This is a genomic window from Streptomyces afghaniensis, assembly GCF_044327915.1.
GTDB classification, from domain to species: Bacteria; Actinomycetota; Actinomycetes; order Streptomycetales; family Streptomycetaceae; genus Streptomyces; species Streptomyces afghaniensis.
Genome location: NZ_JBIRGJ010000004.1, coordinates 202,046 through 226,064, shown reverse-complemented (window position 1 = coordinate 226,064; position 24,019 = coordinate 202,046). Strand labels below are relative to the sequence as shown.

At 71.9% G+C, this 24,019-nt stretch carries 26 protein-coding genes; 13 read left to right on the top strand and 13 right to left on the bottom strand.

Annotation, left to right across the window (positions count from 1 at the left end; all coding sequences use genetic code 11):
* Positions 1-657, top strand: a complete 657-nt coding sequence (locus ACH4G3_RS15595; protein WP_397624952.1) for a hypothetical protein — start codon at positions 1-3, stop codon at positions 655-657.
* Here the strand turns inward: ACH4G3_RS15595 and ACH4G3_RS15590 are convergent.
* The 4 genes from ACH4G3_RS15590 to ACH4G3_RS15575 all read right to left on the bottom strand — a co-directional run bounded on the left by ACH4G3_RS15590 (position 641) and on the right by ACH4G3_RS15575 (position 3,204).
* Positions 641-1,084: an SRPBCC family protein gene (locus ACH4G3_RS15590; RefSeq protein ID WP_354742208.1), complete on the bottom strand. Its 444-nt coding sequence runs from the start codon at positions 1,082-1,084 to the stop codon at positions 641-643. The two genes, ACH4G3_RS15595 and ACH4G3_RS15590, sit on opposite strands and share 17 nt — an antisense overlap.
* Positions 1,085-1,086: 2 nt before the next feature.
* Complete coding sequence (locus ACH4G3_RS15585) at positions 1,087-1,437, bottom strand: ArsR/SmtB family transcription factor (protein WP_274821440.1); 351 nt, start codon at positions 1,435-1,437, stop codon at positions 1,087-1,089.
* A complete protein-coding gene (locus ACH4G3_RS15580) occupies positions 1,434-1,892 on the bottom strand; it encodes an SRPBCC domain-containing protein (RefSeq protein WP_397624951.1) in 459 nt (152 codons plus the stop codon). Before ACH4G3_RS15580 ends, ACH4G3_RS15585 begins: the two co-directional genes overlap by 4 nt.
* 94 nt (positions 1,893-1,986) lie before the next feature.
* Positions 1,987-3,204, bottom strand: a complete 1,218-nt coding sequence (locus tag ACH4G3_RS15575) for an acyl-CoA dehydrogenase family protein (RefSeq protein ID WP_397624950.1) — start codon at positions 3,202-3,204, stop codon at positions 1,987-1,989.
* 137 nt (positions 3,205-3,341) lie between these two features.
* On the opposite strand from ACH4G3_RS15575, the gene ACH4G3_RS15570 reads away from it, so the two are divergent.
* The 7 genes from ACH4G3_RS15570 to ACH4G3_RS15540 all read left to right on the top strand — a co-directional run bounded on the left by ACH4G3_RS15570 (position 3,342) and on the right by ACH4G3_RS15540 (position 10,948).
* Positions 3,342-4,178, top strand: a complete 837-nt coding sequence (locus ACH4G3_RS15570) for an enoyl-CoA hydratase/isomerase family protein (RefSeq protein ID WP_397624949.1) — start codon at positions 3,342-3,344, stop codon at positions 4,176-4,178.
* 94 nt (positions 4,179-4,272) lie between these two features.
* Positions 4,273-4,905, top strand: a complete 633-nt coding sequence (locus tag ACH4G3_RS15565) for a hypothetical protein (RefSeq protein ID WP_397624948.1) — start codon at positions 4,273-4,275, stop codon at positions 4,903-4,905.
* Complete coding sequence (locus ACH4G3_RS15560; RefSeq protein ID WP_397624947.1) at positions 4,902-7,499, top strand: putative PEP-binding protein; 2,598 nt, start codon at positions 4,902-4,904, stop codon at positions 7,497-7,499. Before ACH4G3_RS15565 ends, ACH4G3_RS15560 begins: the two co-directional genes overlap by 4 nt.
* Positions 7,496-8,614 (top strand): acyl-CoA dehydrogenase family protein, encoded by a 1,119-nt coding sequence (locus ACH4G3_RS15555; RefSeq protein WP_397624946.1) that lies wholly within the window; start codon positions 7,496-7,498, stop codon positions 8,612-8,614. The genes ACH4G3_RS15560 and ACH4G3_RS15555 overlap by 4 nt, the downstream gene beginning before the upstream one ends.
* A gap of 18 nt (positions 8,615-8,632) precedes the next feature.
* Positions 8,633-9,076 carry a Zn-ribbon domain-containing OB-fold protein gene (locus ACH4G3_RS15550; RefSeq protein ID WP_397624945.1) on the top strand — a complete coding sequence of 148 codons (444 nt, stop codon included), beginning with the start codon at positions 8,633-8,635 and terminating at the stop codon, positions 9,074-9,076.
* Positions 9,073-10,227, top strand: coding sequence for a thiolase family protein (locus tag ACH4G3_RS15545; RefSeq protein ID WP_397624944.1), 1,155 nt, complete (start codon positions 9,073-9,075; stop codon positions 10,225-10,227). Before ACH4G3_RS15550 ends, ACH4G3_RS15545 begins: the two co-directional genes overlap by 4 nt.
* A 16-nt stretch (positions 10,228-10,243) precedes the next feature.
* Complete coding sequence (locus tag ACH4G3_RS15540; RefSeq protein WP_397624943.1) at positions 10,244-10,948, top strand: SDR family NAD(P)-dependent oxidoreductase; 705 nt, start codon at positions 10,244-10,246, stop codon at positions 10,946-10,948.
* Positions 10,949-10,963: 15 nt separating this feature from the next.
* On the opposite strand, the gene ACH4G3_RS15535 is transcribed toward ACH4G3_RS15540, so the two are convergent.
* Positions 10,964-11,671: a TetR/AcrR family transcriptional regulator gene (locus ACH4G3_RS15535; RefSeq protein WP_397624942.1), complete on the bottom strand. Its 708-nt coding sequence runs from the start codon at positions 11,669-11,671 to the stop codon at positions 10,964-10,966.
* Positions 11,672-11,814: 143 nt separating this feature from the next.
* Between ACH4G3_RS15535 and ACH4G3_RS15530 the strand changes: the two genes are divergently transcribed.
* The gene (locus ACH4G3_RS15530) at positions 11,815-12,420 is read left to right on the top strand and encodes a TetR/AcrR family transcriptional regulator (protein ID WP_397624941.1); all 606 of its coding nucleotides are present in this window, start codon (positions 11,815-11,817) and stop codon (positions 12,418-12,420) included.
* 16 nt (positions 12,421-12,436) lie between these two features.
* On the opposite strand, the gene ACH4G3_RS15525 is transcribed toward ACH4G3_RS15530, so the two are convergent.
* From ACH4G3_RS15525 to ACH4G3_RS15510, 4 genes are all read right to left on the bottom strand, one after another.
* On the bottom strand, positions 12,437-13,849 hold the full coding sequence (locus ACH4G3_RS15525; RefSeq protein WP_397624940.1) for a dihydrolipoamide acetyltransferase family protein: 1,413 nt from the start codon (positions 13,847-13,849) through the stop codon (positions 12,437-12,439).
* A gap of 5 nt (positions 13,850-13,854) precedes the next feature.
* Positions 13,855-14,886, bottom strand: coding sequence for an alpha-ketoacid dehydrogenase subunit beta (locus ACH4G3_RS15520; protein ID WP_397624939.1), 1,032 nt, complete (start codon positions 14,884-14,886; stop codon positions 13,855-13,857).
* 5 nt (positions 14,887-14,891) lie between these two features.
* Positions 14,892-15,896: a thiamine pyrophosphate-dependent dehydrogenase E1 component subunit alpha gene (locus ACH4G3_RS15515; RefSeq protein ID WP_397624938.1), complete on the bottom strand. Its 1,005-nt coding sequence runs from the start codon at positions 15,894-15,896 to the stop codon at positions 14,892-14,894.
* Between the two features lie 95 nt (positions 15,897-15,991).
* The gene (locus tag ACH4G3_RS15510) at positions 15,992-16,447 is read right to left on the bottom strand and encodes a VOC family protein (RefSeq protein WP_397624937.1); all 456 of its coding nucleotides are present in this window, start codon (positions 16,445-16,447) and stop codon (positions 15,992-15,994) included.
* A 313-nt stretch (positions 16,448-16,760) separates the two neighbouring features.
* Here ACH4G3_RS15510 and ACH4G3_RS15505 point away from each other — a divergent pair, with 313 nt between their 5' ends.
* The 4 genes from ACH4G3_RS15505 (at position 16,761) to ACH4G3_RS15490 (ending at position 20,906) form a co-directional block, all read left to right on the top strand.
* Positions 16,761-17,927 carry an aromatic ring-hydroxylating oxygenase subunit alpha gene (locus tag ACH4G3_RS15505; protein WP_397625494.1) on the top strand — a complete coding sequence of 389 codons (1,167 nt, stop codon included), beginning with the start codon at positions 16,761-16,763 and terminating at the stop codon, positions 17,925-17,927.
* Positions 17,924-18,748 carry an SDR family NAD(P)-dependent oxidoreductase gene (locus tag ACH4G3_RS15500; RefSeq protein WP_397624936.1) on the top strand — a complete coding sequence of 275 codons (825 nt, stop codon included), beginning with the start codon at positions 17,924-17,926 and terminating at the stop codon, positions 18,746-18,748. Before ACH4G3_RS15505 ends, ACH4G3_RS15500 begins: the two co-directional genes overlap by 4 nt.
* A 34-nt stretch (positions 18,749-18,782) precedes the next feature.
* Positions 18,783-20,519, top strand: coding sequence for a PEP-utilizing enzyme (locus tag ACH4G3_RS15495; protein WP_397624935.1), 1,737 nt, complete (start codon positions 18,783-18,785; stop codon positions 20,517-20,519).
* Between the two features lie 72 nt (positions 20,520-20,591).
* Positions 20,592-20,906: a putative quinol monooxygenase gene (locus tag ACH4G3_RS15490; protein ID WP_397624934.1), complete on the top strand. Its 315-nt coding sequence runs from the start codon at positions 20,592-20,594 to the stop codon at positions 20,904-20,906.
* Between the two features lie 36 nt (positions 20,907-20,942).
* On the opposite strand, the gene ACH4G3_RS15485 is transcribed toward ACH4G3_RS15490, so the two are convergent.
* Genes ACH4G3_RS15485 through ACH4G3_RS15470 form a run of 4 tightly spaced genes read right to left on the bottom strand, consistent with a single transcriptional unit; the run spans position 20,943 to position 23,919 of the window.
* Positions 20,943-21,974, bottom strand: coding sequence for an NADP-dependent oxidoreductase (locus ACH4G3_RS15485; RefSeq protein WP_397624933.1), 1,032 nt, complete (start codon positions 21,972-21,974; stop codon positions 20,943-20,945).
* 4 nt (positions 21,975-21,978) lie between these two features.
* Positions 21,979-22,194, bottom strand: coding sequence for a transposase (locus ACH4G3_RS15480; RefSeq protein WP_397624932.1), 216 nt, complete (start codon positions 22,192-22,194; stop codon positions 21,979-21,981).
* 7 nt (positions 22,195-22,201) lie between these two features.
* Entirely contained in the window at positions 22,202-22,528 is a 327-nt protein-coding gene (locus ACH4G3_RS15475; RefSeq protein WP_397624931.1) for a 2Fe-2S iron-sulfur cluster-binding protein, read from the bottom strand.
* A complete protein-coding gene (locus tag ACH4G3_RS15470) occupies positions 22,513-23,919 on the bottom strand; it encodes an aromatic ring-hydroxylating oxygenase subunit alpha (protein ID WP_397624930.1) in 1,407 nt (468 codons plus the stop codon). Before ACH4G3_RS15470 ends, ACH4G3_RS15475 begins: the two co-directional genes overlap by 16 nt.
* Positions 23,920-24,019: the final 100 nt, after the last annotated feature.

Below are 24,019 nucleotides of genomic sequence, written 5' to 3'. Positions count from 1 at the left end.
GTGAGCCGCCCGCGCGGCACCCGCGGAAGGCGCTCGCGGTCGCGCTTCGACGGCTGGATCGCGGGCGTGGGCACCTCCTCCGGGACGCGCGTCGTGGTGGGGCACTGGCAGCGGTCGCCGTTCGGGCCGTTCAGCGACGTGATGATCGAGCGGGCGGACGGGGAACGGCTGCTGCTCGCCCCTTCGCGCCGGACGGCGGACTTCGTCGGTGGCCTCTACGGCTTCGACGAGGTGCGTGTCGTGCCGGTCGACGTGAGCGTCGCGGACGACACCTGGACGGTCACCGCGGGCCCGCTCGAACTGCGCTTCACTGTCGGCCGGCGACGGCCGGCGGGCATCCTCCTGCGGTCCGTACCCGGCGTACTCGCCGCCCGCCCGGCATGGGCCGCCCTGACGAACGGGCCCGCCCACCTGCTGCCGACCCACGTGCGAACCCGCGGCCGTGCCGGCGCGCGACACCGCGAGTGGTACGGCGTACGGGACCTGCGGCCGGTCGGCGCGGTGTCCGCGGTCTTCGAGGGCCTCGGCCTCGGTGCCACGGCACCGGTCGAACCACCCGTGCGCTTCGGGTTCGGTTCGGTGCCCCGGAAACCCTCCCTGATGCGGGTCACGACGACGGTGGAGCTGGACCGCAGTGCGCCTAGTGCCAGTCGCTGATCCGGACGTCGTCGGGTGCCGGCCTGCCGTGCCCGGTCTCCACGAAGTCCTTGAGGCTCATCAGGAAGGTCGCCCACTTCGTGCTGCAGTGGTGCATGAATTCGACCGGCTCACGCCAGCCCTCGTGCTTGAACAGGACGATCGTGTACTCGTCGCGCCGGCTGAGGCTCCAGTCGATCTCGGTCCCGATCCACTCGGCCGGGCCGTCCGTGACGCGCCACCGCACCCGGCCGACGGGGTCGAGCTCCAGGATCTCCATGTCGAAACCGCCGACGTCACCGAAGCGGAACGCCAGCTGACCGCCGACCTCGCTCTTGCCGGTGGTGTCGGTCGTCCACCAGCCGGCGATGCCCTCGGGCGTCGCGATGGCACGGTAGACGTCGTCCAGCGGCGCGAGGGCGCCGACGCGATGCAGGATGTCGGGCATCTTCATTCTCCTTCGGTGTGGTTGCGGCTGCGTTCGATCGCCTCCGCGATGTGCTTGATCCGGCGCAGTCGGGCGTCCCAGGACGTGCCGACCGCGGCCAGTTGCGCGGCCGCGCGGGCGAGTTGCGCCTCGTCGACCCGGTAGCGCCGCTCGCGACCGGCCGGCTCGGCACGGACCAGCCCGACCCGGTCGAGGACGGCCAGGTGTTTGGACACGGCCTGCCGGGTGAGGGGCAGGCCCGCGCTGAGTGAGGTGGCCGTTCCGGCTCCGGACGCGAGGAGCAGGTCGATCAGTGTGCGCCGGGTGGGGTCACCGATCGCCGACCACAGTTCGTCGTCGACCGGCGTGCTCATGAGGCCGACACCAGCCGCGCGATGTACGCGTCCAGCCGGGGGATGTAGTGGTCCCACCCGCTCACGTGCTCGCGGTACTGCTCCTCGAGTACGGCGATCTCCCAGCCCATCTCGCGGAACCCGGTCTCGGTCATCCGCACCCGGGTCCCCTGCTGCGCCGGCAGCAGGTCGAAGGTGACCAGCAGCGAGTCCCCGCCACGTTCGGGGTCGGCGTAGCACCACCTGAACGAGAACCGCGACGGCGGATCGACCTCGACGACGGTGAGCGCGACGGTCATCGTCTCGCCGGTCGCCTCGTCCCGCCAGAAGAGTTCACCGGGCGCCCCTGGGACGGACTGGAACCGGGCGTCGTCCGGCCACCACTCCCGCATGTGCTCCGGCCGGCTGACGACCTCGAAGACCACCTCCGGTGGTGCGTCGACGTGGATCTCGCGCTCGATGCTGCCGTATTCCATGCCCGAACCCTTTCGCAACCTTTAGTTGCACATCAGCGTACGACAGAGGGCAGGCATGCGCAACATTTGGTTGCGCGTCAGCTCGACGCCGTCATCAGCCGCCGGTGGCATCCGTGCGCGGCTGCCGGTAGGGCCGCACGGCTCGGCGCGCTATGGCGAAACGGTGTGTCTCCGACGGGCCGTCGTAGATGCGGAACGGCCGCACCTCCCGGAACAGGCGGGCCAGCGGGGCGTCGGCGGCCGAGATGCCGAGCGCTCCGCAGATCTGCACCGCGCGGTCGACCACTCGGTTCACCGCCTCCGCCACAAAGGTCTTGGACACCGAGGTGAGCTGCGAGGCGGCGGCGGAACCGGTGTCCAGCTCCCAGGCCGTGCGCAGGATCAGGGCGCGGCTCGCCTCGATGTCGATCTCGGAGTCGGCCAGCATCTGCTGGACCATGCCGAGGTCCCCCAGCGCCGAGCCGAACGCCATCCGGCTCCCCGCCCGCTCCAGCGCCACGTCCTGGGCACGGCGGGCGGCCCCCAGCCAGCGCATGCAGTGCGTCATCCGGGCGGGACCGAGCCGGACCTGGGCGCCCTCGAAGCCGCGGTCCACCGCGCCGAGCACCTGCTCCTCCCCCACCACGCACTCCTCGAAGGCGATCTCGCTGTGCCCGGCGAACAGGGACTCGTCCAGCGTCTCGATGGTCCGGACGAGGCGCATGCCCGGGTTGTCGGCGTCGACCAGGAACATGGTGGCGCCGCCCGGGTCGCCGGGGCTGCCTGAGGTGCGGGCCATGACGATGGCGAAGCCGGCGCCCTCGGCACCGGTGATGAACCACTTGCGCCCGTCGATGCGCCAGCCGCCGGGAACCCGGGTCGCGGTGGTCCGCAGGGAGCGGGGATCGGCACCCGCCCCGGGAGCCGGTTCGGTCATGGCGAAGCAGGACCGCGATCGGCCCGCGGCGAGCGGACGCAGATACCTCCGCTTCTGCTCTTCGGTGGCCACCTTCTCCAGCAGGTGCATGTTGCCCTCGTCCGGAGCCGCGCAGTTCAGCGCCAGCGGTCCGAGCAGGGAGTAGCCCGCCGCCTCGAACACCACCGCCTGCCCGCGCAGGTCGAGCCCGTGGCCGCCCCAGCGCGTCGGCACGTGCGGAGCGAAGACTCCCGCGTCACGGGCGGCCTTCTGCAGGGTCTCCCGCAGGGCCTCGGGGGCGTCGTGCACGGACCCGCCGCACTCGCGCTCGGCCGGAATGACCACCTCGCGCACGAACTCGACTGTGTCCGAGGCGAGTTGAGTGACAGTCGGATCGACATCGAACTGGATGGGCACGGGGCCTCCCGCCGACGGGCGTACGGGCACCGGCTCCCGTCGCGTTCTAGAAACTGTATAGCGTCTTCAGTATCTTGCCTGGAAGTACCGGCGCCGGGAAGCACCCCGGCGACGGGAAGACGACAGGAGAAGCACCCATGAGCCGTGCCGTGAGCACCGAGCCGGTCCGGATCGTCCGCCACCCCGACCGGGTCGTCGAGCTGCGACTGGACGATCCTGGACGGGGCAACGCCCTGGATCTGAGGACGGCCGAGGCGTTGCGGGACACCACGCGCGAGGTGGCCGCGGACCCGGGCGGCGCCGTGCTGCTGCGGGCGGCGGGCGGCAGCTTCTGCGTCGGCGGTGACCTGCGCGCCTTCGCCGGTCGCGACGCCGGGACCGGCGCCTACGTCCACGCCGTGGCGAGCGCCGCGCACGCGGCGGTACAGACCCTGTACGAGCTGCCGGTCCCGGTGGTGACCGCCGTGCGCGGCGCCGCCGCGGGTGGCGGGGTCGGCCTGGCGCTGGTGGGCGACATCGTCCTGGCGGCGCGGTCCGCGCGGTTCCGGCTGGCGTACACGGCGATCGGGCTGACGCCGGACTGCGGGGCCTCGTGGTTCCTGCCACGCCTGGTGGGCCCTCGCAGGGCGGCGGACCTGATCCTCACCAACCGGGTCCTGACCGGGGACGACGCCGAACGATGGGGCCTGGTCTCCCGCTCCGTGGAGGGCGAGGAACTGGACGTCGCGGCGCACCGCACCGCGGCCGGACTGGCCGCCGGCGCCGGTGACGCACTGCGCGCCGCGAAGGGCCTGCTGCGCACCGGCACCGGCGAGGAACTGGGCCGCCACCTCGCCGAAGAGGCGCGGCTGATCGCCGCCCTGGCGGACGGCCGGGAGGCGCGCGACCGTATGGCGGCGTTCCTCGCCGCCCGGGATCGCGCGAAGGCCGGCGACAGCCGGGCCGAGGCAGGCGCATCGAAAAGTGTTTCTTGAGTCCCTCTTCACTAACGGGCTTCTTGAGGCGTAACCTCCGGGCAACACAGAACCGAGGAACCGGTCACCACAGAACCGGGGAACAGGTGTGGCGATGCAATCAGCTGCCGTGGGCCTTCCGGACGCCCCCGACGAGCCTCTCGGCGAAGCCGTCGTCGATCTCGTCCTGCGGGGCATGTGGCGCGGCCGGCCGGAGTCCGAGCACCGTCCGCTGGTCGACGCCGGGCTTGCGATGGTGAAGGGCCCGGTGGTGCTGCCGACCGAGCGGGCCAAGGCCGCCGCCGCGCGGATCCTGCGGGTTCCCGCCGGCTCCGAGCAGGAGGAACGGATCACCGCTGCTTACGAGGCGTTCCTGCCGGTCAACCGGAAGATCCGCGACGTGTGCACGGCATGGCAGTGCCGGCCCGACGGCACCGCGAACGACCACTCCGACGACGCCTACGACGCCGAGGTGCGCGAGTCGCTGGAAGACGTGCACGAGGCCATCCAGCCCGTGCTGCGCAGACTGGAGCGGGTGCTCGCGGGCAGCGACCGGTACCTCCCGGCCCTGGAGGAAGCCCTCGACCGTTTCGACGACGGCGCGACGGCGTGGCTGGCCTCGCCGCTGTGCGACTCGTACCACACCGTGTGGATGCGGCTGCACCAGGAACTGCTGCTCGTGCTGGGGATCAGCCGGGCCGAGGACGAGGCCCGGGAAGAGGAACTGGTCATGAGGAGCCGGGGGTGAGCGTCGCCGACCGCGAAGCGGGACCCCTCGCAGCACGATCCGGCGCCCTTGCCGAGCCCTCCGAGGCCCCCGGCCGGGTCCTGGTGCCCTACGGGCAGGGCAGGAGCCGGGGCCTCGACGTCGGCGAGCTGGGCGCGCACGGCGCGGCGATGGACCGGCTGGTGGCCCTCGGGCTGCCTGTCGTGCCGGGGCTCACCGTGCCCGCGGGTGCCTCCGCGTCGCTGGGCGAACCCGGCACCGCCGAGGCCGCCGTCGGTCTGGTCGAGCAGCTCTCGGGGCGGCGGATCGGCGACGGGGGCCGGCCCCTGCTGCTGCGTCTGTCGGCGAGCGCGCCGACCGAGATCGCGGGACTGCCGCCCGACCTCGCCTGTCTCGGCGTGACCCCGGGCAACGCCGACGACCTGTGCGCCGTCATCGGACGCACGGAGGCCCTGTACGAAGTGTGGGCCGGCACCGTCCGGATGATCGCCGAGTACGCCCTCGACGTGTCCGGTGCCGTGCTCGACGACGCTCTCCTGGACACGCCCGAGCCGCAGGCGCGGGTCGAAGCGCTGCTCTCCCTGGTGGCGCGGCACGGCTCCATGCCCTTCCCCGACGACCCGGCGCAGCAGCTCGCGCTGGCGGCCCGCGCCCTCCTCGCCCGGTGGGACTCGCCGCGGGCGCGGAGGTCCCGCCGGGCCCAGCGGCTCCCCGCCGATCTGAGCCTCGCCCTGCACGTGCAGGCGCTGCGCATCGGCCCGGCGGACCACTCGGGCTACGGCACGGCGGTCAGCCGCGATCCCGAGACCGGGCGGCTCTCCCCCCAGGGCTCCTTCTTCCGGGGAGTGCGCCGCAGCGCTCCGCCGCCGCACCCCGGTGAACCGCTGGAGCGGCTCGCGGGCGGGACGGCGCTGCTGGAGCACTCCCTGCTCACCCTTGAGCGTCACCTGCGGGCGCCGGTGTCGGTCGACTTCGAGGTGCGCGACGACGAGATCTCCCTGCTCGCCGCCTCGGCGCAACTCCGCCCGCCGCTCCGGGCGGCGGTCTGTCTGGCCGCGGACCTGGCCCGGGACGGGGCGCTCGGCCGCGAGGACGCCGTACGCCGGATCACCCCCGCGCAGGTGCAGGAACTGCTGCATCCGCAGCTGCGGCTGACCGGCGGGGAGGACCTCCTGGTCAGGGGGTTGCCCGCGTCCCCGGGTGCGGCGGCCGGAGCGGTCGTGCTGTCCAGTGAACGCGCCCTCGAACTGGCCGCGGACGGTACGCGGGTCGTGCTCGTGGCCGCCGAGACGACCCCGGTGGACGTCCCCGGGATGCTGGCCTCGGCTGCCGTGCTGACCGGCAGCGGCGGGATCGCCTCGCACGCCGCCGTGGTCGCGCGGGGCGCCGGCAAGCCCGCGGTGTGCGGTGCCGAGGGGATGCGCGTGGACCTGACCGCCGGAACGGTCCGCTTCGGGGAGCGGGTGCTGCGCGAGGGCGACCCGGTGTCGCTGGACGGTCGTACCGGCGCCGTCTACGCGGGGACGCTGAGCGTCAGCGTCGCCGGACCGCCGCCCGAACTGTCCACCCTGCTGGAGTGGGCGGACGGCATGCGCCGACTGGGCGTCCGGGCCAACGCCGACACCGCCGCCGAGGTCGGCACCGCCCTCGCCCTGGGCGCGGAGGGTGTCGGACTGTGCCGCACGGAACACCAGTTCCTCGGCGAGCGACTGCCGCTGATCCGCCGGGTGATCGTGGCCGCCGACCCGGCCGCACGCGACGAGGCGCTGCTGGCGCTGGAGCGCGCCCAGCACGAGGACTTCCGCGCGCTGCTGGCCGCCGTCGGGAACCGCCCGGTGACCGTGCGCCTGCTGGACGCCCCGCTGCACGAGTTCCTGCCCGCCCCCGGACAGGCCCTGGACGCGGGCGAGGAGCAGCGGGCCGCCGCGCTGCGCGAGGCCAACCCGATGCTCGGGCTGCGCGGAGTGCGGCTGGCACTGCTGCACGAGAGGCTCTACCCGGCACAGGCCGAGGCGCTCTTCACCGCCTGGGCCGATGTCGCCGCCGGCGGAGTGCGGCCGGAGCTGGAGGTGATGATCCCGCTCGTCAGCCTGCCGGAGGAACTCGCCGCCGCGGCCGCGTACGTGCGTGGTGCCGCCGACGCGGTCGCCGCTCGCACCGGGGTGGAGGTCCCGTACCGGCTCGGCACGATGATCGAGACCCCGCGGGCCGCGCTGCTGGCCGGCGAACTCGCCGAGCACGCCGAGTTCTTCTCCTTCGGCACCAACGACCTCACTCAGCTCACCTACGGGTTCTCCCGGGACGACGTCGAGCGTCAGGTGCTCGCCTCGTACCAGGAGCGCGGGTTCCTGACCGCCAGCCCGTTCGCCCGGCTCGACCCGCACGGGGTGGGCGCCCTGATCGGCATGGCGGTACAGCAGGCGCGGAGCGTACGGCCCGGCATCAAGCTCGGTGTGTGCGGTGAGCACGGCGGGGACGCGGAGTCGATCGCCTTCTGCGACGACGTCGGCCTCGACTACGTCTCCTGTTCCGCGCACCGCGTACCGGTGGCCCGCATGGCCGCCGCGCACAGTGCCCTGCGGCAGCGGCAGGACGAGGGCGGGAGCACAGGATGACGAGCACGACGACCGAGGGCACAGCCCTGTCGGACACCGAGCTGGACGACCTGCGCGAGACCGTTCGGTCGGTGTGCGCCGATGCCGGCGGGACCGCCGCGGTTCGCCGGATGTCCGAGGAAGCCCCCGGCATCGACGCCGAGTTGTGGGACACCCTCGGCCGGCAGGTCGGCCTCGCGGGCCTCGGTCTGCCCGAGTCGGCGGGTGGCATCGGCGGCCTCGCCGAGATCGCCGCCGTCTGCGAGGAGCTGGGCAGGACGCTGGCACCGGTACCGCTGCTGTCCTCGACCGTGCTGGCCGGGCAGGTGCTGGCCGGCTGCGGTACGGCCGACAAGGCGCTGGCCGAGCTCGCCGAGGGCACCGTGCATGCCCTGGCGGTGACCGCGCCCGACGGGGTGTGGCGGCCCGACGCCGTGCCGGTGGCCGTCTCCTGGCAGGGCGGTGTCCCGCTGCTGGACGGCACCGCGCCGTTCGTCCTCGACGGCGCCGACGCCGAGGCGCTGGTGGTGGCCGCGGCCGGTGCCGATGGTGTGGACCTCTTCCTGGCCGACCCGCGCGAGCCCGGGGTCACGGTGCGCCGGGTGCCCACGCTGGACCTCAGCCGGGGCCAGGCGGTGGTCACCTTCTCCGGGGCCCGGGCCAGGGCGCTGACCGCCGGCGGCGAGGGAACGGACATCGTCTCCCGCGCCCTGGACGTGGCCCTGATCGCCCTGGCCGCCGAGCAACTCGGCGGAGCACAGGCCGCGCTGGACATGACGGTGGCCCATGTGCGCGACCGCACCCAGTTCGGCAGGGCGATCGGCGGCTTCCAGGCGGTCAAGCACGCCTGCGCCGACATGCTGCTCCAGGTCGAGGCCGCACGGTCGGCCGTGGTGCGCGCGGTCCTGGCGGACGGCTCACCGGGGGCGCAGGCCGAGGCGGCGGCGGTGGCGCAGGCGTGGTGCGGCGAGGCGTTCGTATCCGTCGCCGCCGAGTGCGTGCAGTTCCACGGCGGGATGGGCTTCACCTGGGAGCACGACGCGCACCTGTTCTTCCGGCGCGCGCAGTCGGACGCGGTCCTGCTGGGCGGCGCCGCACACCATCGGGAACGGCTGGCCGGGCTGCTGGGCTGGTGACGTGGAAGGCGGGACGGCATGGCCACCAGACTCATCGACGAGTCCCTGTTCGACGGGGGGTTGGGCGGGGGTACCGACGCGAGGCATCCACCGCGTCTCGTGGGCGCCCGCTGCTCCGCGTGCGGCACCGTCGTCTTCCCCCGGCAGGACTCCTGCCCCAGGTGTCAGGACGGGACCATGTGCGCGCGGGTGCTGCCGGTGAGCGGGCGGGTCTGGTCGTGGACGCTCCAGGCGTTCCCGCCGAAGCCGCCGTACCGGCCGCCGTCCGGCGGTCACCGGGCCTACCACGTGGGCTATGTGGACCTCGGTGAGGTGCTTGTCGAAGCGCGGCTGGCGGTACCCCGCTCGGAGATCCGGATCGGTCTGCCGGTCCGGCTCACCACCGTGACGGCGTACCAGGACGAGGACGGGACCGAGGTGCTGACCTTCGCGTTCGCACCGGACCGGGACGGCGGACGATGAGGCGGACCGACGACGTCTATGTCGTGGGCTGCGGGATGCATCCCTTCGGCCGCGACGAGAGCGTCACCGGAATGGACATGGCCGAGCGTGCGATACGCGAGGCGCTGGCCGACGCCGGTGTCGCCTGGGAGGACATCGGCTACGCGGCCGGCGGCTCCGACGTGTCCGGCAAGCCCGACACCCTGGTGGGCCGGCTGGGCCTGACCGGAGTGCCGTTCGTCAACGTGCAGAACGGCTGCGCGACCGGTGCCTCCACCGTCCTCACGGTGGCCAACGCGCTGCGTGCGGGCGAGGCCTCCCTCGGACTGGCCGTGGGCTTCGACAAGCACGAGCGGGGCGCCTTCCACGTCTCCGCCGCCCGCTACGGTCTGGGCGACTGGTACGCCGAGACCGGCATGATGCTCACGACCCAGTTCTTCGCCCTCAAGACCCGGCGGTACCTGTACGAACACGGGATCTCGGAGCAGGCGCTGGCGATGGTGGCGGCGCGGGCTTTCCGCAACGGCTCGCACCACCCCCTGGCGTGGCGGCGCAAGCCGCTGACGGAGCAGGAGATCCTGGACTCCGCCGAGGTCAGTCCCCCGCTCACCCAGTACATGTTCTGTTCGCCCGGACAGGGCGCGGCGGCGCTGGTGCTGGCGCTCGGCGACCGCGCGTTCGACCTGTGCGAACGGCCGGTCAGGCTCGCGTCGCTGGCCTTCAGGACCCGGCGGTTCGGTTCGTTCGAGGTGTTCTCGCCCTGGTTGCCCCCGGGACCGCACCGCAGCCCCAGCGTGGACGCCGCGGAGGCGGTCTTCCGCACGGCGGGGCTGCGTCCCGCTGACGTACAGGTGGCCCAGTTGCAGGACACCGACAGTGGCTCGGAGCTGATCCACCTGGCGGAGACCGGGCTGTGCGGCCACGGCGAGCAGGAGGCGCTGCTGGCCGCCGGGGACACCGATGCCACGGGCCGGATACCGGTCAACACCGACGGCGGCTGTCTGGCCGGCGGGGAGCCCGTCGGCGCCTCCGGGCTGCGTCAGTTCCACGAGGTCGTACGGCAGTTGCAGGGCCGGGCTCCGGGTCTGCAGGTGCCCGGCGCTCCCCGGGTGGGCTTCACCCATGTGTACGGGGCGCCCGGGATCAGCGCCTGCTCGGTCCTCACGGTATGAAAGGGGCGGAACCGCCATGCGGCACGACGGCAGAACCGCACTGGTCACGGGCGGGGCACGGGGAATCGGTCTGGAGATCGGCCGGCAGCTCGCGGACCGGGGGCTGCGGGTCCTGGTCGCGGCACGAAAAACGGAGGCCGCCGAGGAGGCGTGCGGTGCCATAGGCCCGGCGGCGGTGCCGCTGGCCCTGGACGTGACCTCCGCGCGGAGCGTCACCGAAGCGGTCCGGGACGCGACGGTGCTGACCGGCGGGATCGACGTGCTGGTGAACAACGCCGGGGTGTCGCTGGACGGGGAGCTGCGGCCCCCGTACGTCGACGAGGACATCCTGCACGCCACGCTGGACACCAACTTCACCGGTGCCTGGCGGGTGGCGCAGGCCGTCGTACCCGGCATGGTGGAAGCCGGCTACGGGCGGGTCGTGAACGTCACCAGCTCGTACGGCTCGCTGGCGCTGATGGACTCCGGCCGGCATCCCGCCTACCGCGTCTCCAAGACGGCGCTCAACGCCCTGACCCGCATGCTCGCCGCCGAGCTGTCCGGCACCGGCGTCCTGGTCAACGCCGCCGACCCCGGCTGGACCCGCAGCGGCATGGGCGGACCCTCCGCCCCGCGCGGTCCGCGGGAGGGGGCGGACACCCCGGTCTGGCTGGCGACCCTGCCCGAGGGCGACGAGACGACGGGAGGGCTGTTCGCCGACCGCAGACCACTGGCCTGGTGAACCGAATCAGGTCCGTTACCTGGCCGGCTTGGCCGAGTTAGCAGGGCTCGCAACTTTCGCCGTTTTCGCTACTTTCGCTGCTTTCGCCGGTTTCTCCTCGGTGGCGACGATGCGCAGCGCCAGCCCTCTGACCGCCTCCAGCACGGAGCGGGAGGGCAACTGGGACAGCGGTCCCCCCTCCGCCCGCAGCGCGGTGACGAGCATCGTCGTACTGATCAGGGTGCGGACCGCGAGGGCCTGTGACGCGTGCCGCACCTTCGCCGCCCGGGGGCTGCGGGTGGTGCCCTCGGGCAGATAGTCGTAGCCACGCTGGATGTGCCGCTGCTCGAACTCGTCCCGCAGCACCTTGACGCTGCCGTTGGCCGAGGCGACCTGGACCTGGTACAGGCGGGCCTCGTCCGGGTTCTGCTCCACCCAGTCCCACACGGCGTCGATGACGCGGATCAGCCCTTCCGCGTCACCCGGCTCGGACTCGGGACGGGCCGCCTCCACGACCGCGTTCAGCTGGTCGAACACGCGACGCATGGCGAGTTCGAGCAGTTCCTCCTTGCCGTCGAAGTGGTAGTAGACGGCCGTCGGCACCACCTGGGCCTCGTCGGCGATGTCCTGGATGCTGGTCTCCGCGAACCCGTTGCGGCCGAACACCCGCACGGCGGCGGTGATGATGTGCTGCCGCCGCGAGGGTCGGTGGGCGGGCTGCTTGCCGTTCTTCGTGCTGGCCATCATGCTCCCTGCCGACTGCCGTGACCCCGCGACCGCGGGCCCTGTGTACTGACCATGCTATCCAGTAACTCCAACCGCACGGCCGAGTAATTCCTGCTGCGTGTGGGCTTACGGGACACTCGGCGCCCGGCATACTTGACATCATGACGACCTCCGGAACCCGCGCCGCTCACCGTCCGTCGCGCAAGCAGTGGGTGATCGAAGCAGCCACCGAGCTGTTCGCCACTCAGCCGCCGGACGAGGTGACGGTGGCCGACATCGCCGCTCGCGCGGAGATGACCTCGGCAGCGGTGTACTACCACTTCTCCTCCAAGGACCAGGTCCTGGCGGAGGGGATGCGGGCGTTCGCCACCGCACTGCGCGAGCAGTTGCAGGCGCTCACCGAGGCCCACGAACCCGGCTCGGACATCGGTGCGGCGGTCACCACGCTGCTGTCCTGGCTGGGCGAACACCGCTCCGCCGCCACCGTGTTCTTCGTGTCGTCGGCCGGCATGAGCCAGGAGGCGGAGGCCCTGCGCCAGGAGAGCCGCAGCGAGTTGCTGGACGAGCTGGTGCGGCTGATCCGCAAGGCCCGCGCTTCCGTGTCCGACGCCGAGGCGGCGGTGATCGGCCTGGGCCTGCTGGCACTGCTCGAGACCGCGGCGATCTCACAGGTCCGGGGCGACGATGTGTACCGGTCGCTGGGGCACCGCTCGTTCGTCCGCGAGGTCGGCGCTCTCGCGGAGCGGATCGCCGACCCGGCGACCTGAGGGCCGGTCCGGCGGATCACACCAGGAGCCGGAGGGGCCTGCGCAGCAACTCACCGACCGTGCGCAGGTATTCGGCCGCGGGTGCCCCGTCGACGGCGCGGTGGTCGAAGGTGAGGCTCAGGGTGAGCACCCGCGTCCGCAGCGGCCGGTCGTCCGCCCACTCGACGCCGTCCCTGAGCCTGCCCACCCCGAGGATCGCGACGTTGCCGGGGTTGATCACCGGGGTGAAGAAGTCCACGCCGTATCCGCCGAGCGAGGTGACGGTGAAGGTGGCCCCTTCCAGCTGTGCGGGGGAGATCCGCCCCTCGCGCGCGGCCTGGGCCAGGGCCTTGGACCGGCGGGCGATCTCGGGCAACGGCAGCTCCACGGCATCCTCGATCACCGGGACCATGAGACCGCCCGGAACGGCAACGGCGAAGCCCAGGTGGATGCCGTCGAGCAGATGGATGCCGTCCTCCCGCACCGTCGCGTTGAGCAGCGGGTGCTCGCGCAGGGCCAGGGCGGCTGCCTTCAGCAGGAAGTCGTTGAGGCCGGGCACCGGCAGATCGCTGTCGGCCCACTCCTCCTTGAGCCGGTCCCGCAGGGACACCACGGCGTCCATCCGCACCTCGTAGCCGTGCGTCAGCTGTGCCATCTCCTGGAGGCTGGCGTGCATCCTGCGGGCGATGGTGCCGCGCATCCCGGTGAGCGGGAGGACGTCGCCGGGCCGAGGGGCCGTGTCCCGGTGGGGAGGGGCCGGGGTGATGGCGTCGAGGTCGGAGCGGCGGATCCGGCCGCCCGGGCCGGTGCCGTTCACCTCGGAGAGGTCGATGCCCCTCTCCTTCGCCAGCTTGCGGACCAGCGGCGAGAAGGAGCTGCCGCCCGGCGGGACCGGCGTGCCGAGGTCGCCGGGGAGGGCCGCGAGGAACTCCTCCACGTCCTCGGAGACGATCCTGCCGCCCGGTCCCGTGCCGCGTACGGCGGTGAGCTCGACGTCGGCAGCGGTGGCGACCCGCCGGGCGTTGGGTGAGGACAGAAGCCGGCCGGTGGTGCCGTTGACGGAGGGCGCGTCGGCGGCAAGGCCTGTGTGGGGAGCCGCACCGGCGCCGGCGAGGTCAGGCAGGGCGCTCGTACCCGCAGGCTCGGCGGCCGCACCCGCGCCGGCTCCGGGCCCGGCGGGCATCGGCGTACCCCCCGGGCCCGGTGGCTGCTCGCCCTCGGCCAGCAGCCAGCCGATGAGGGCCCCGGTGGGGACGGTGACCCCCGCCGGGACCACCGGGTGGAACCGTCCCCCGGCCTCCGCCTCGACGTCCACGTCGACCTTGTCGGTCGCCAGCCTCAGCAGCGCGTCGCCCTCCGCGACCGCCGCGCCGACCGGCACGAGCCATTCGTCGATCGTGCCTTCCTGCATGGTCAGACCGATCTTCGGCAGCAGGACCTCGACCGCCATGTCGGTCACGACCTTTCGAGGAGACGCCGGCAGCCCTGGGCGATGCGGGCGCGATCGGGCACGTACGCCTTCTCCAGGACCGGGGAGAAGGGAACCGGGGAGAAGGGCGCGCCGATGCGCAGGACCGGCGCGTCCAGGTAGTCGAAGACGGAGTCCTGGATCTGGGCGGCTATCTCAGCGCCGAGCCCGCCGAAGGTGACGGCCTCGTGCACCACGAGCACCCGGTTGGTGCGGCGGACGGAGGCGAACATCGTCTCGGTGTCCAGCGGCTGCACACTGCGGGGGTCGATCACCTCGATCTCCACGCCCTCGGCGGCGAGTTCGTCGGCCGCCGCGAGGGCCTCCCCCACCATGCGGCCCAGGGCGATCACCGTGACGTCGGAGCCGTGGCGTGCGGTGTGCGCCTGGCCCAGGGGGATGCCGTAGATCTCCTCGGGCACCTCGCTGGTGCTGCCGAGCAGGACCTTGTTGAGCATGATGACGACCGGGTTGTCGTCCCGGATGGCCGAGACGGTCAGGCCCTTGGCGGTGTACGCGTCGCTGGGCATGACCACCTTGAGGCCGGGCACGTGGGCCAGCCAGGCCTCCAGGCTCTGGCTGTGCTGGGCGGCGGCGCCGAGGCCCGCGCCGGAGGCGGTGGTGATGGTGAGCGGCACGGACAGCGCGCCGCCGAACATGTACTTCATCTTGGCCGCCTGGTTGACGATCTGGTCGAGGCAGACGCCGATGAAGTCCATGAACATCAGGTCGACGACGGGTCGCAGGCCCCGGGCGGCGGCTCCCACACCGAGGCCGACGAGGGCGGCTTCGGAGATCGGGGTGTCGATCATGCGGCGGGGGCCGAACTCGTCGAGCAGGTTGTCGAACATGCGGAAGACGCCGCCGTATCCGGCCACGTCCTCGCCGGCGACGAAGACGTTCTCGTCCTCGCGCATGGCCTGGGCGAGTCCCTCGTTGAAGGCCTTGACGTAGGACAGTTTGCGGGAGGCGGCGACCGGGGTGACGGCCGACGCCTCGGTGGTGGTCATGGCGGTCATGGCGGTCATCCCGAGTAGACGTTGAGCAGCAGATCGGCGGGGTCGGGCAGCGGGCTCGCCTCGGCGTACGCGATGGCGTCGGCGATCTCGTCGCGCGTGCGCCGCCATACGTCGTCCAGCTCCGCACGGGTCGCGGTGCCGTCGGCGACGGCCCGGACCTCCAGCAGGTCGATGGGGTCGCGGGCCTTCCACTCGGCGACCTCCTCGTCCGAGCGGTAGGGGTGGCGCAGGCCCTTGACGCCCTGGTGGTCGAAGTAGCGGTAGGTCTTGGCCTCGATCATCGTCGGGCCCGCGCCGGCCCGGGCCCGTTCGACGGCCTCGATGGCGGCCCGGTGGACGGCGACCGCGTCCATGCCGTCGACGATCACGCTGGGCATCCCGTAGGCGGCGGCCCGGTCGGCGACGTCGGTGAGCAGCATGTGCCCGGACTGCGGCGTGAACTCCGCGTAGCCGTTGTTCTCGCAGACGAAGACCACCGGCAGGCCGAGGATCGCGGCCATGTTGGCGCCCTCGTGCCAGGCGCCGATGTTGGTGGCGCCGTCGCCGAAGAAGGTCACGGCGACGTTGTCCTCGCCCTTGTACCGGGCGGCGAAGGCGGCGCCCACGGCGATCGGGACGCCCGCCCCGACGATGCCGTTGGCGCCGAGCATGCCGCGGGTGAGGTCGTTGATGTGCATGCTCCCGCCGCGGCCGAGGCAGGCGCCGGTGACCCGGCCGTACAGCTCGGCGTACATCTCGCGGAAGCCGACGCCCTTGGCCACGGCGTGCCCGTGGCCGCGGTGGGTGGAGGTGATCTGGTCGTCGTCGCGCAGGGCCGCCATCACGCCGGCGGCGACGGCCTCCTGGCCGACATAGAGGTGCAGGAAGCCGGGCAGTTTGCCGGCCTCCATGAGCTTTCCCGCCTCCGTCTCGAACAGCCGGATGCGCACCATGCGCTCGTGCAGGTCCTTGATGACCTGCTCGCTGACCTGCGTGGATTTCTTCGACGCCGTTGACGCTCGTTGAGCCATCGTCCGCCCCTTCGTCCGAGGGAGGTTGCCAAGCAATCGGACTTACTTGTGCCGGTCTACAGTAACCAGCATGGGCACCTTACTGAACAGCGTCTCTAATTACTACGCCCCGGACCCGGATCGCCGCCCCGCGCGTCCACCAACTCGACGGAGTTGCCCTCCGGATCCGCCCAGAAGCTGATCCGCCGACCGCGCGCCCGGACGACGACCGGGTCCGACAGAGGCCGGGCACCTGCGGCCCGCAGCGCCTCCACGACCGGGCCCATGTCGTCGAAGTGGAAGGTGAGATACGACAGGCCCGGACGCCCGGCCGGCAAGGCGCCCGCCCGCTCCGGCACCGCCGCCGACCGGGGAAGGATCAACTTGACGCATCCCCCGGAGGGCACCCGCAGCCAGGCGACCACCAGCTCGCCGCCGAGTCCGGCCGGGCCGCCGACGGACTCCGGCACACCCGAGCGGCGCTCGGCGCGGCAGCCGAGCACGTCGCAGTAGAAGCGCTCCATCAGCTGCAGGTCCCGCACCACCACGCCCACCTCGAACGGCAGGGTCATGACCATCACACCCACCCCCACGGAACACCGAGCGGCCTCTTCGCCACTTTCTATTGACAGACCACACTAAGTCCTGTTGTCGTTTCGGACACAGCCCAGCTGTCGCATTCCGAAGCCGGTCACCGGCTCGCGGCTGGGAGGATGTGAGGACATCGTGGTCCAGACCAGTTCGCCGGAGATTCGGGAAACAGACGCGGGGCCCAGGTCGTCGATCTCAGCCCCGCCGGCCCCATCGGCCTCCTCGGCCCCCTCGGCCCCCGAATACGCGTCGTGGATCAGCCAGGACCGGTCCACCGACGCCGCATCCGTGACGATGCGGCGGGAGGCCGCCGAACTCGTCGAGCGTGTGATGACGCACTACCGCGACAACACGACGCACGAGGCGGACGGCCAGTGGACGGAACCCGTCGCCAACTACCTCGACGCCGACCGCTGGCGGCGCGAGACGGACGCCGTCCACCGCAGCGTCCCGCTGCCGCTCGCCATGTCCTGCGAGCTTCCCGGGCCGAACACCTACAAGGCGATCGACGTGCTCGGCATCCCCGTGCTGATCACCCGTGACCGACAGGGCGCCGTGCACGCGATGATCAACGCCTGCCGGCACCGGGGGGCCAAGCTCCTCGAACCCGGCTGCGGGGTGTCGAAGCGGCTCACCTGCCCGTACCACTCCTGGTCGTACGACCTCGCCGGAGAGCTGCGGGGCGTGTACGCCGAGAAGACGTTCGGCGAGGTGCCACGTGAGGGCCGCAGCCTCGTCAGGCTCCCGGCCGGGGAGCGCGCGGGGATCGTCTTCGTCTCGCTGGACCCGGCGGCCGAGCCCGACCTGGACACCTGGCTGGGCGACCTCCAGCCCCTGCTGGAGGGCCTCCGGCTGGCGGAGTGCCACCACTACGCCACCAGCGAGCTGACCAGTCCCAACTGGAAGGTCACGCTCGACGGGTACCTGGAGACGTACCACTTCGCCTCGCTGCACCCGAAGACGGTGTTCGAGACGAACCTCTCGAACATGATGGCCCACGACACCTGGGGCCCCCACCAGCGCATCGCACCGGCCCTGCGCCCCATCGCGCAGGCGGTCGAACTGCCGCCGGACCAGCGCGACCCGGGGGACTGTGTCGGGCCCATCTACTGGCTCTTCCCGGGCCTCGCGATCGCGGGCGGCTGGCGCCAGAAGATCGCCGTCTCCCTGGTGCTTCCCCGGACGGCCACCGAGTCGGTGACCCAGCAGATCATCCTGCTGCGGGACCCGGCGGTCACCGAGGAGGAGCGCGAGGCCGCCGACCGGTTCGGCGCGTGGTTCCACGAGGTGGTCCGCGACGAGGACTACGCGACCACCTACGGAGTCCAGCAGGGCCTGAAGGCCCTCGACGGGACCGACTTCGTCTTCGGACGCAACGAGCCCGGGCTCCAGCACTTCCACCGCACCATTCACCGACACCTGGACAGTGGCGCCACAGCAGCCCCCAGAGCCGCCAGGTGAGCAACCAACAACACTCGCGGGAGAACATCATGGTGGCTACGGGCAGCCTCGACGGACGTGTCGCGGTGATCACGGGCAGCACGCGCAGCATCGGACGCGCCATCGCCGAGGCCTTCCTGGCCGACGGCGCCACGGTCGTCGTCAGCGGCCGCAGCGAGGTCAAGGGCAAGCAGGCCCTGGAGGAGATGGACGCCGGGGACCGGGCCGTCTTCCACCCCTGCGACGCCAACAGCCAGGAGGACATCGAGGGCCTCGCCGACTTCGCCGCCGAGCGCTTCGGCAGGCTCGACATCTGGGTCAACAACGTCGGCGGCAGCTCCGGCTTCGCCCCGATCCACCAGCTCAGCGACGAGGCCTGGCACGACGCACTCAACCTGAACATCAACGGCTACTTCTACGGCACCCGCCGGGCCCTGCCGAAGATGCTGGAGGGCGGCTGGGGCCGCATCATCAACATCTCCTCGGTGGAGGGCAAGCAGGCCAACAAGCCCGCGATCAGCCACTACATCACCAACAAGCACGCCATCCACGGCCTGACCAAGGCGACCGCCTTCGAGTACGGCACCCAGGGCATCACCTGCAACGCGATCTGCCCCGGCGCCGTCGACACCGACCTCATGCGGGCCGCGGGTCCCGCCGCCGCGGAGGCCGAGGGCATCTCCTACGAGGACTGGCTGAGCCGCTTCGCCGAGCACGCCGCCACCAAGAAGATCACCACGGTGGAGCAGGTCGCGGCGGTCGCCTCGCTGCTCGCGAGCGAGGCGGGGGCGGGTATCACCGGCACGCTGATCAGCGTCGACGGCGGAACAGCGCAGTGGTAGGCGGCGCGGACACGGACAGCGGGAGACCTCGGTCATGAAGAGCTGGATCACGGACTGGCAGCGCAGTGAGCGGCTGCCGCACTACACCCGGGCCAACGCGGGAGAGACCCTGCCGGACCCCGCCAGCCCGCTGGGCTGGACCCTGGTCTGGGGACGGGGCCTGCAGGGCTGGCGTCGCGGCTTCGTCGGGTTCGGCATCTACCGCGAGGAGGAGGTGGCCGGCCCCCGGCCGCCGTTCGTCGGCATGTTCGGCGGCCACTTCTACCTGAACCTGTCCCACATGCGGCTGTTCGGCATCCGCATGGGCCAGACGGCGGACCAGATCGACGCGGCCTTCGTCGGTCAGCGCTCCGACACGCCGGTGTATCTGGCGCACCCGGACGACCAGGACGAGGAACTGACCGCCAAGGCGGGCGCGACGCTCCAGCGGATGCTCGGCCAGACCGGTTTCCCGGAGGCCGACGCCGACCGGGAACGGCTGCGCGCGCTGCGCCGCTCGCGACCCGACCTGACGAGGCTGTCCGACGCCGGACTGGTGGCGCACGCCCGGTCCTTGCTGGACGAGGTGGAGACGACCTTCCAGCGGCACGTCGAGTCGTCGCTGCCCGCGTCCGTCGGACCGGCGATCCTCGGCCCGCTGTGCGCGAGCGTGGACCGCCCCGGCGCCATGCTCGACCTCATCGGCGGTCTCGGCGACGTCGACTCCGCCTCCCCGTCGACCGGGCTGTGGACACTGTCCCGCCAGGTGGCGGCCTCGGCCGAACTGAGCACGCTCTTCGACCAGGGCCCGGCCGCGGTGGAGCGGGCGCTCGACGGGGCGAGCGGGGACGTGAAGGCGTTCCGTGACTCCTTCGAGGAGTTCCTCGCGGAGTCCGGCGACCGCGGCCCCAACGAGTGGGACATCCACGCGCTGTCGTGGGAGGCGTCGCCCGTCCAGGCGCTGGCCCTGGTCGACCGTATCCGGCACAGCTCCGACGACGACTCCCCGGCCGCCCGGCGGAAACGGCTGACCGAGGGACGCGAGCGGACGGCGCGGGAGATCCGGGAGCTGCTGCCCGACGACGTACAGCCCATGTTCGACGCCGGCATGCACGCCTCCCGGGTGTGGATCCCGGCCCGCGAGCGCACCAAGGCGAACTGCGTCACCGTCGTCAACGAGATCCGCATGGCCGTACGGGAGCTCGGCCGCCGCGGCGTCGCGGCGGGGCTCTTCGCCCGGCCCGAGGACGTGATGATGCTGCTGGACACCGAACTCGACGACTACGTCGCCGCCCCGGAGTCCTTCGGCCCGGTGATCGCGCGGCGGCTCGAGGAGTACGCGGGTCTGCACGAGCTGGAACCGCCGTTCTTCGTCGCCGACGACGCGCAGACCGAGATCGACACCTGGCCGCGCCGCGCCGAGGAGCGGACCGAGGCGGCCGCCGAGGGCGATGTGCTCGGTGGCGTGGGCGGCAGCCACGGCACGTACACCGGCAGGGTGCGAGTGGTCACCGACCCGGCTTCCTGCGAGGCACTGGAGCCCGGCGAAGTGCTGGTCGCGCCGATCACGGACGCGGCCTGGACCCCGCTGTTCCTGGTCGCCGGCGCGGCCGTCGTGGACGTGGGCGCGCTCAACAGCCACGCCGTGGTGGTCTGCCGCGAGCTGGGCATCCCGGCCGTGATCTCCGTCGAGGGCGGGACGCGACGGCTGCGGGACGGAATGGTGATCACGGTCGACGGTGAGCAGGGCACGGTCACCGTCGACAGTGTTCCCGCCCCGCTCGCCATCTGAGAACACCGCGGGCCCGTCGCTTCCCCTGCACCGGAGCGACGGGCCCGCGGGCACGACCTCGAAAGGACCACCATGGCTGAGGAAATCATCGTCTCCGGCTGGATGGACTACCGACCCGGCGACCGCGACACCATGCTGACGGCCCTCGTCGAGCTGGGCCGGCGTACCCGAGAAGAGGAACCCGGCTGTCTCGACTACGCGATGACCGCGGATCCCGCCGACGAGCGGCGCATCAGGGTGTACGAGCACTGGACCTCGCGGCAGGCCCTCGACGAGCACTTCGCCACCGCGCACATCAAGGACTTCCGGACGGCCGTCGCGGGAATGACCCGGGTCGGGGTCTCCCTGACGGCCCACACCGTCGCCACGTCACAGCCCATGCGCTGAAACGGCGCCCCGGCCGGGGCGCCGTTTCCGGCAGTCTCAGCGGGAACCGTCCAGCCGCACCAGCATCTTGCCGACGTTGCCGCCGCCCAGCAGGGACAGCAGCGCCCCCGCGGCGTTCTCCAGGCCGTCGACGACCGTCTCGCGTGCGGTGATCCGGCCCTCGGCGAGCCAGCCCGCGACCCGCTGCTCGAACTCCGGCCGCAGGTCCTCGTGGTCGCGGACGATGAAGCCGGACAACGTCAGCCGCTTGAGGACCGCCTGGATCAACTGGTTGATGTCCGCGGTCCGCCCTCCGCCGCCGAACTGCGACATCATGCCGCACAGGGCGACCCGGCCACCGGTGCGCAGCGCGTGCAGAGCTGCGGCGAGCTGCTCACCGCCGACGTTGTCGAAGTACACGTCGATGCCGTCGGGTGCCAGTCGCGCCAGCGCGTCGCGCACCGGCTCGGCACGGTAGTCCGCGGCCGCGTCGTAGCCGAACTCCTTCACCAGCAGGGCGCACTTGTCCGGCCCTCCGGCAGTCCCGATCACGCGGTCCGCGCCCAGCAGACGGGCGAACTGGCCGGCGGCGGTGCCGACGGCACCGGCCGCCGCGGACACGAAGACGGTGTCGCCCGGACGCAGTCGCGCGATACGGGTCAGGCCGACGTACGCGGTGAATCCGGTCTGGCCGAGCAGGCCCAGCCAGGTGGGCAGCGGCGCGAGTTCCGGGTCGATGCGACCGGCGCCGTCGACGGCCGTCGCGTCGAGCACCGCCCGCTCCCGCCAGCCGAGCTGGTGGCGTACGTACGTGCCCGGCGGCACCGAGGCGCAGCGGCTCTCCTCCACGACACCGAGGGCCCGGCCGTCGAGCGGTGATCCGGGGGTGAAGTTGTGCGTGTAGTGCTTCTCGGTGGTGGACAGCCGCCCGCGCATGGACGGGTCGACGCTCATGTAGAGGTTGCGGACGAGTAGCTGCCCCTCCCCCAGGGGCGGCAGCGGGCGCTCCTCGACGGCGAAGTCACCGGGGAGCGGTTCTCCGTCGGGCCGGCGCGCCAGGCAGACCACCCGGGTGGTGGGAGACGTCACGGGATCACTCCTCCGGCTGCTGGGTGGTGCGCCGCTGGGCGAGGCGGCCGACCCAGCCGGCCATCTGGAGGTCGGCGTGGCGCAGTTCGCCCGACTGCCACCGGGCCTGGAAGTCGAAGACGCCCTGCACCCCTGTCCTGGGGTCGGTCACCTCGACCAGTCCGTCCTCGGTGAGCCGGTACACATGGCCGGTCAGCGGGTGGATCACTTGCTTGGCCATGGGGGCCTCACTCCTGCACTCGGCGGCGTACGCCGCGCTTGGTCACGGTCACCGGGCCCTCGACCCGGAGCCGGCAGGCGAGCCGGGTCAGGCCGTCCACCGGTCTGCGCAGGGCCTCGATGCCCTCGCGTTCCAACGGGCCCACGGGGGAACAGTTCTCGGCACCCTCCTCGACCTGGACGAAGCAGGTACGGCAGGTGCCCTTGCCGCCGCAGACGGTGGGCCAGCGGTAGCCGAGTCGCCGGGCGGCGGTGAACACGTCCTCCCCGTCGAGGACGTCGAGCTCGACACCGGAGGGTCTGACCGCCACCCGGTGGGTCACCTGCTCATCCACTGGTCGAGCGTCTGGTTGAAGTGGCGGATACGGCTCTCCTGGTAGTTCGCCAGGGTGATGCCCGGCTTGCGCATCGCCTTCAGGCCCTGCTGGACGTAGGGCAGGTTCTCGCAGTCCTGGTCGAAGACGGGCCCGAGCACGCCCAGTTCGGGGATGTCGGCGAAGAGCGTGTCCTCCGGCACCCAGCGGATCTTCGCCGGGGGCGGCGTCTCGCCGGGCTGCTTCGGGGACGACATGAAGATGATCTCGGCGGTGCAGGAGTCGGGGTCCAGGCCGTTGGGGCGGAACCGGTAGATGATGTTCGACTTGGCGCCGCCCCAGGGGTTGAAATTGGGGAACAGCAAGTAGTTGATGGCGTCCAGCAGCTCGGTGTCGGGGGTCTGTGAGAAGTCCTGCTGTGAGGTGGCCGCCAGTTGCTCGCGCATCCGCGCGGCGAGGACCTGGCGGGCGGTGCCGCCGGGCGGGATCGCCGGCAGTTCGTCACCCTCCTGCATCACCAGGTCACGGCCTTGGGCGGCGGCGTAGAACGAACGCGAGTCGTAGAAGGTCTCCAGGACGTCCTCCTCCGTGACCGAGTCCGCCACGTGCGGGCTGGGGGCGCCCTGGATGTTGATCATCCGGTTCCAGTTCGGCTGGTCCGCCATGACGTCGTACTGCGAGTTGGCGTCGGCGAGCCACGTCAGCATCTGCGGATGAGTGGCGATCACATGGAAGGACTCGATGAACGCGTCCTGCGCGACCTTCCAGTTGCAGGGCAGCACCTTGGCGACGTGCAGCGACTTGTAGCGGTTCTCCAGCGGCCAGATGTAGTAGTCGTCGAAGGTGCCGCGGTAGCTGTCGAAGGACTCGGCGTACGGGTCCATATTGATGAAGACGAAGCCGCGCCAGGTGGCCACCCGGGCCTCGGGGAGGGCGAACTTCTCCGGGGTGACGTGCGGGAAGTCCCAGGCGCAGGGCGGGGTCTGCATCGTGCCGTCCAGGTTCCAGGTGAAGCCGTGGAACGAGCAGCGGAACTCGCTGACGTTGCCGCCGCCGGTGCGCAGTTTGCGGCCTCGGTGCAGACAGACGTTGACGTAGGCGCGGATCTCGTCGGGAGCCGTGCGGACGACGATGAGGGAGTCGTCGCCGATCTCGTAGACCTCATGGTCGCCGACCTCGGGAATCTCGCTCTCCAGGCAGGCGAACTGCCAGACGCGCCGCCAGACCTGCCGCATCTCGCGTTCGGCCCACTCGCGGGAGGTGAAACGGGCGGTGTCGATGTCCTCGCTGCCAAGGTAGTCGTTCCGCTCGTACCTCAGGGCGGGGGGAACGGGGCGGCTGTCCTGGTCGAGGTAGTCCTGGACGCTGGGCCCGGGGCACCGTGCCGTGGCCGGCTCCGACGTTTCGTCCATCATCTCTCCTCCGGCAGAAACTTTAGATTGAGTGTAGTTACCGCTGGCAGCCGGGAGCAATACTCGCGCCGGTGAACGATCTCCACACCTTCCGAGGTCA

What these genes read in the sequence shown, in the direction of transcription:
- ACH4G3_RS15495 (WP_397624935.1), top strand. Translation starts at nt 18,783, where the DNA reads ATGAAGAGCTGGATCACGGACTGGCAGCGCAGTGAGCGGCTGCCGCAC.
- ACH4G3_RS15570 (WP_397624949.1), top strand. Translation starts at nt 3,342, where the DNA reads ATGAGCCGTGCCGTGAGCACCGAGCCGGTCCGGATCGTCCGCCACCCC.
- ACH4G3_RS15550 (WP_397624945.1), top strand. Translation starts at nt 8,633, where the DNA reads ATGGCCACCAGACTCATCGACGAGTCCCTGTTCGACGGGGGGTTGGGC.
- ACH4G3_RS15510 (WP_397624937.1), bottom strand. Translation starts at nt 16,447, where the DNA reads ATGACCCTGCCGTTCGAGGTGGGCGTGGTGGTGCGGGACCTGCAGCTG.
- ACH4G3_RS15545 (WP_397624944.1), top strand. Translation starts at nt 9,073, where the DNA reads ATGAGGCGGACCGACGACGTCTATGTCGTGGGCTGCGGGATGCATCCC.
- ACH4G3_RS15585 (WP_274821440.1), bottom strand. Translation starts at nt 1,437, where the DNA reads ATGAGCACGCCGGTCGACGACGAACTGTGGTCGGCGATCGGTGACCCC.
- ACH4G3_RS15535 (WP_397624942.1), bottom strand. Translation starts at nt 11,671, where the DNA reads ATGGCCAGCACGAAGAACGGCAAGCAGCCCGCCCACCGACCCTCGCGG.
- ACH4G3_RS15555 (WP_397624946.1), top strand. Translation starts at nt 7,496, where the DNA reads ATGACGAGCACGACGACCGAGGGCACAGCCCTGTCGGACACCGAGCTG.
- ACH4G3_RS15590 (WP_354742208.1), bottom strand. Translation starts at nt 1,084, where the DNA reads ATGCCCGACATCCTGCATCGCGTCGGCGCCCTCGCGCCGCTGGACGAC.
- ACH4G3_RS15540 (WP_397624943.1), top strand. Translation starts at nt 10,244, where the DNA reads ATGCGGCACGACGGCAGAACCGCACTGGTCACGGGCGGGGCACGGGGA.
- ACH4G3_RS15580 (WP_397624951.1), bottom strand. Translation starts at nt 1,892, where the DNA reads ATGGAATACGGCAGCATCGAGCGCGAGATCCACGTCGACGCACCACCG.
- ACH4G3_RS15565 (WP_397624948.1), top strand. Translation starts at nt 4,273, where the DNA reads ATGCAATCAGCTGCCGTGGGCCTTCCGGACGCCCCCGACGAGCCTCTC.
- ACH4G3_RS15490 (WP_397624934.1), top strand. Translation starts at nt 20,592, where the DNA reads ATGGCTGAGGAAATCATCGTCTCCGGCTGGATGGACTACCGACCCGGC.
- ACH4G3_RS15520 (WP_397624939.1), bottom strand. Translation starts at nt 14,886, where the DNA reads ATGACCGCCATGACCACCACCGAGGCGTCGGCCGTCACCCCGGTCGCC.
- ACH4G3_RS15525 (WP_397624940.1), bottom strand. Translation starts at nt 13,849, where the DNA reads ATGGCGGTCGAGGTCCTGCTGCCGAAGATCGGTCTGACCATGCAGGAA.
- ACH4G3_RS15470 (WP_397624930.1), bottom strand. Translation starts at nt 23,919, where the DNA reads ATGGACGAAACGTCGGAGCCGGCCACGGCACGGTGCCCCGGGCCCAGC.
- ACH4G3_RS15480 (WP_397624932.1), bottom strand. Translation starts at nt 22,194, where the DNA reads ATGGCCAAGCAAGTGATCCACCCGCTGACCGGCCATGTGTACCGGCTC.
- ACH4G3_RS15505 (WP_397625494.1), top strand. Translation starts at nt 16,761, where the DNA reads ATGCGGCGGGAGGCCGCCGAACTCGTCGAGCGTGTGATGACGCACTAC.
- ACH4G3_RS15515 (WP_397624938.1), bottom strand. Translation starts at nt 15,896, where the DNA reads ATGGCTCAACGAGCGTCAACGGCGTCGAAGAAATCCACGCAGGTCAGC.
- ACH4G3_RS15530 (WP_397624941.1), top strand. Translation starts at nt 11,815, where the DNA reads ATGACGACCTCCGGAACCCGCGCCGCTCACCGTCCGTCGCGCAAGCAG.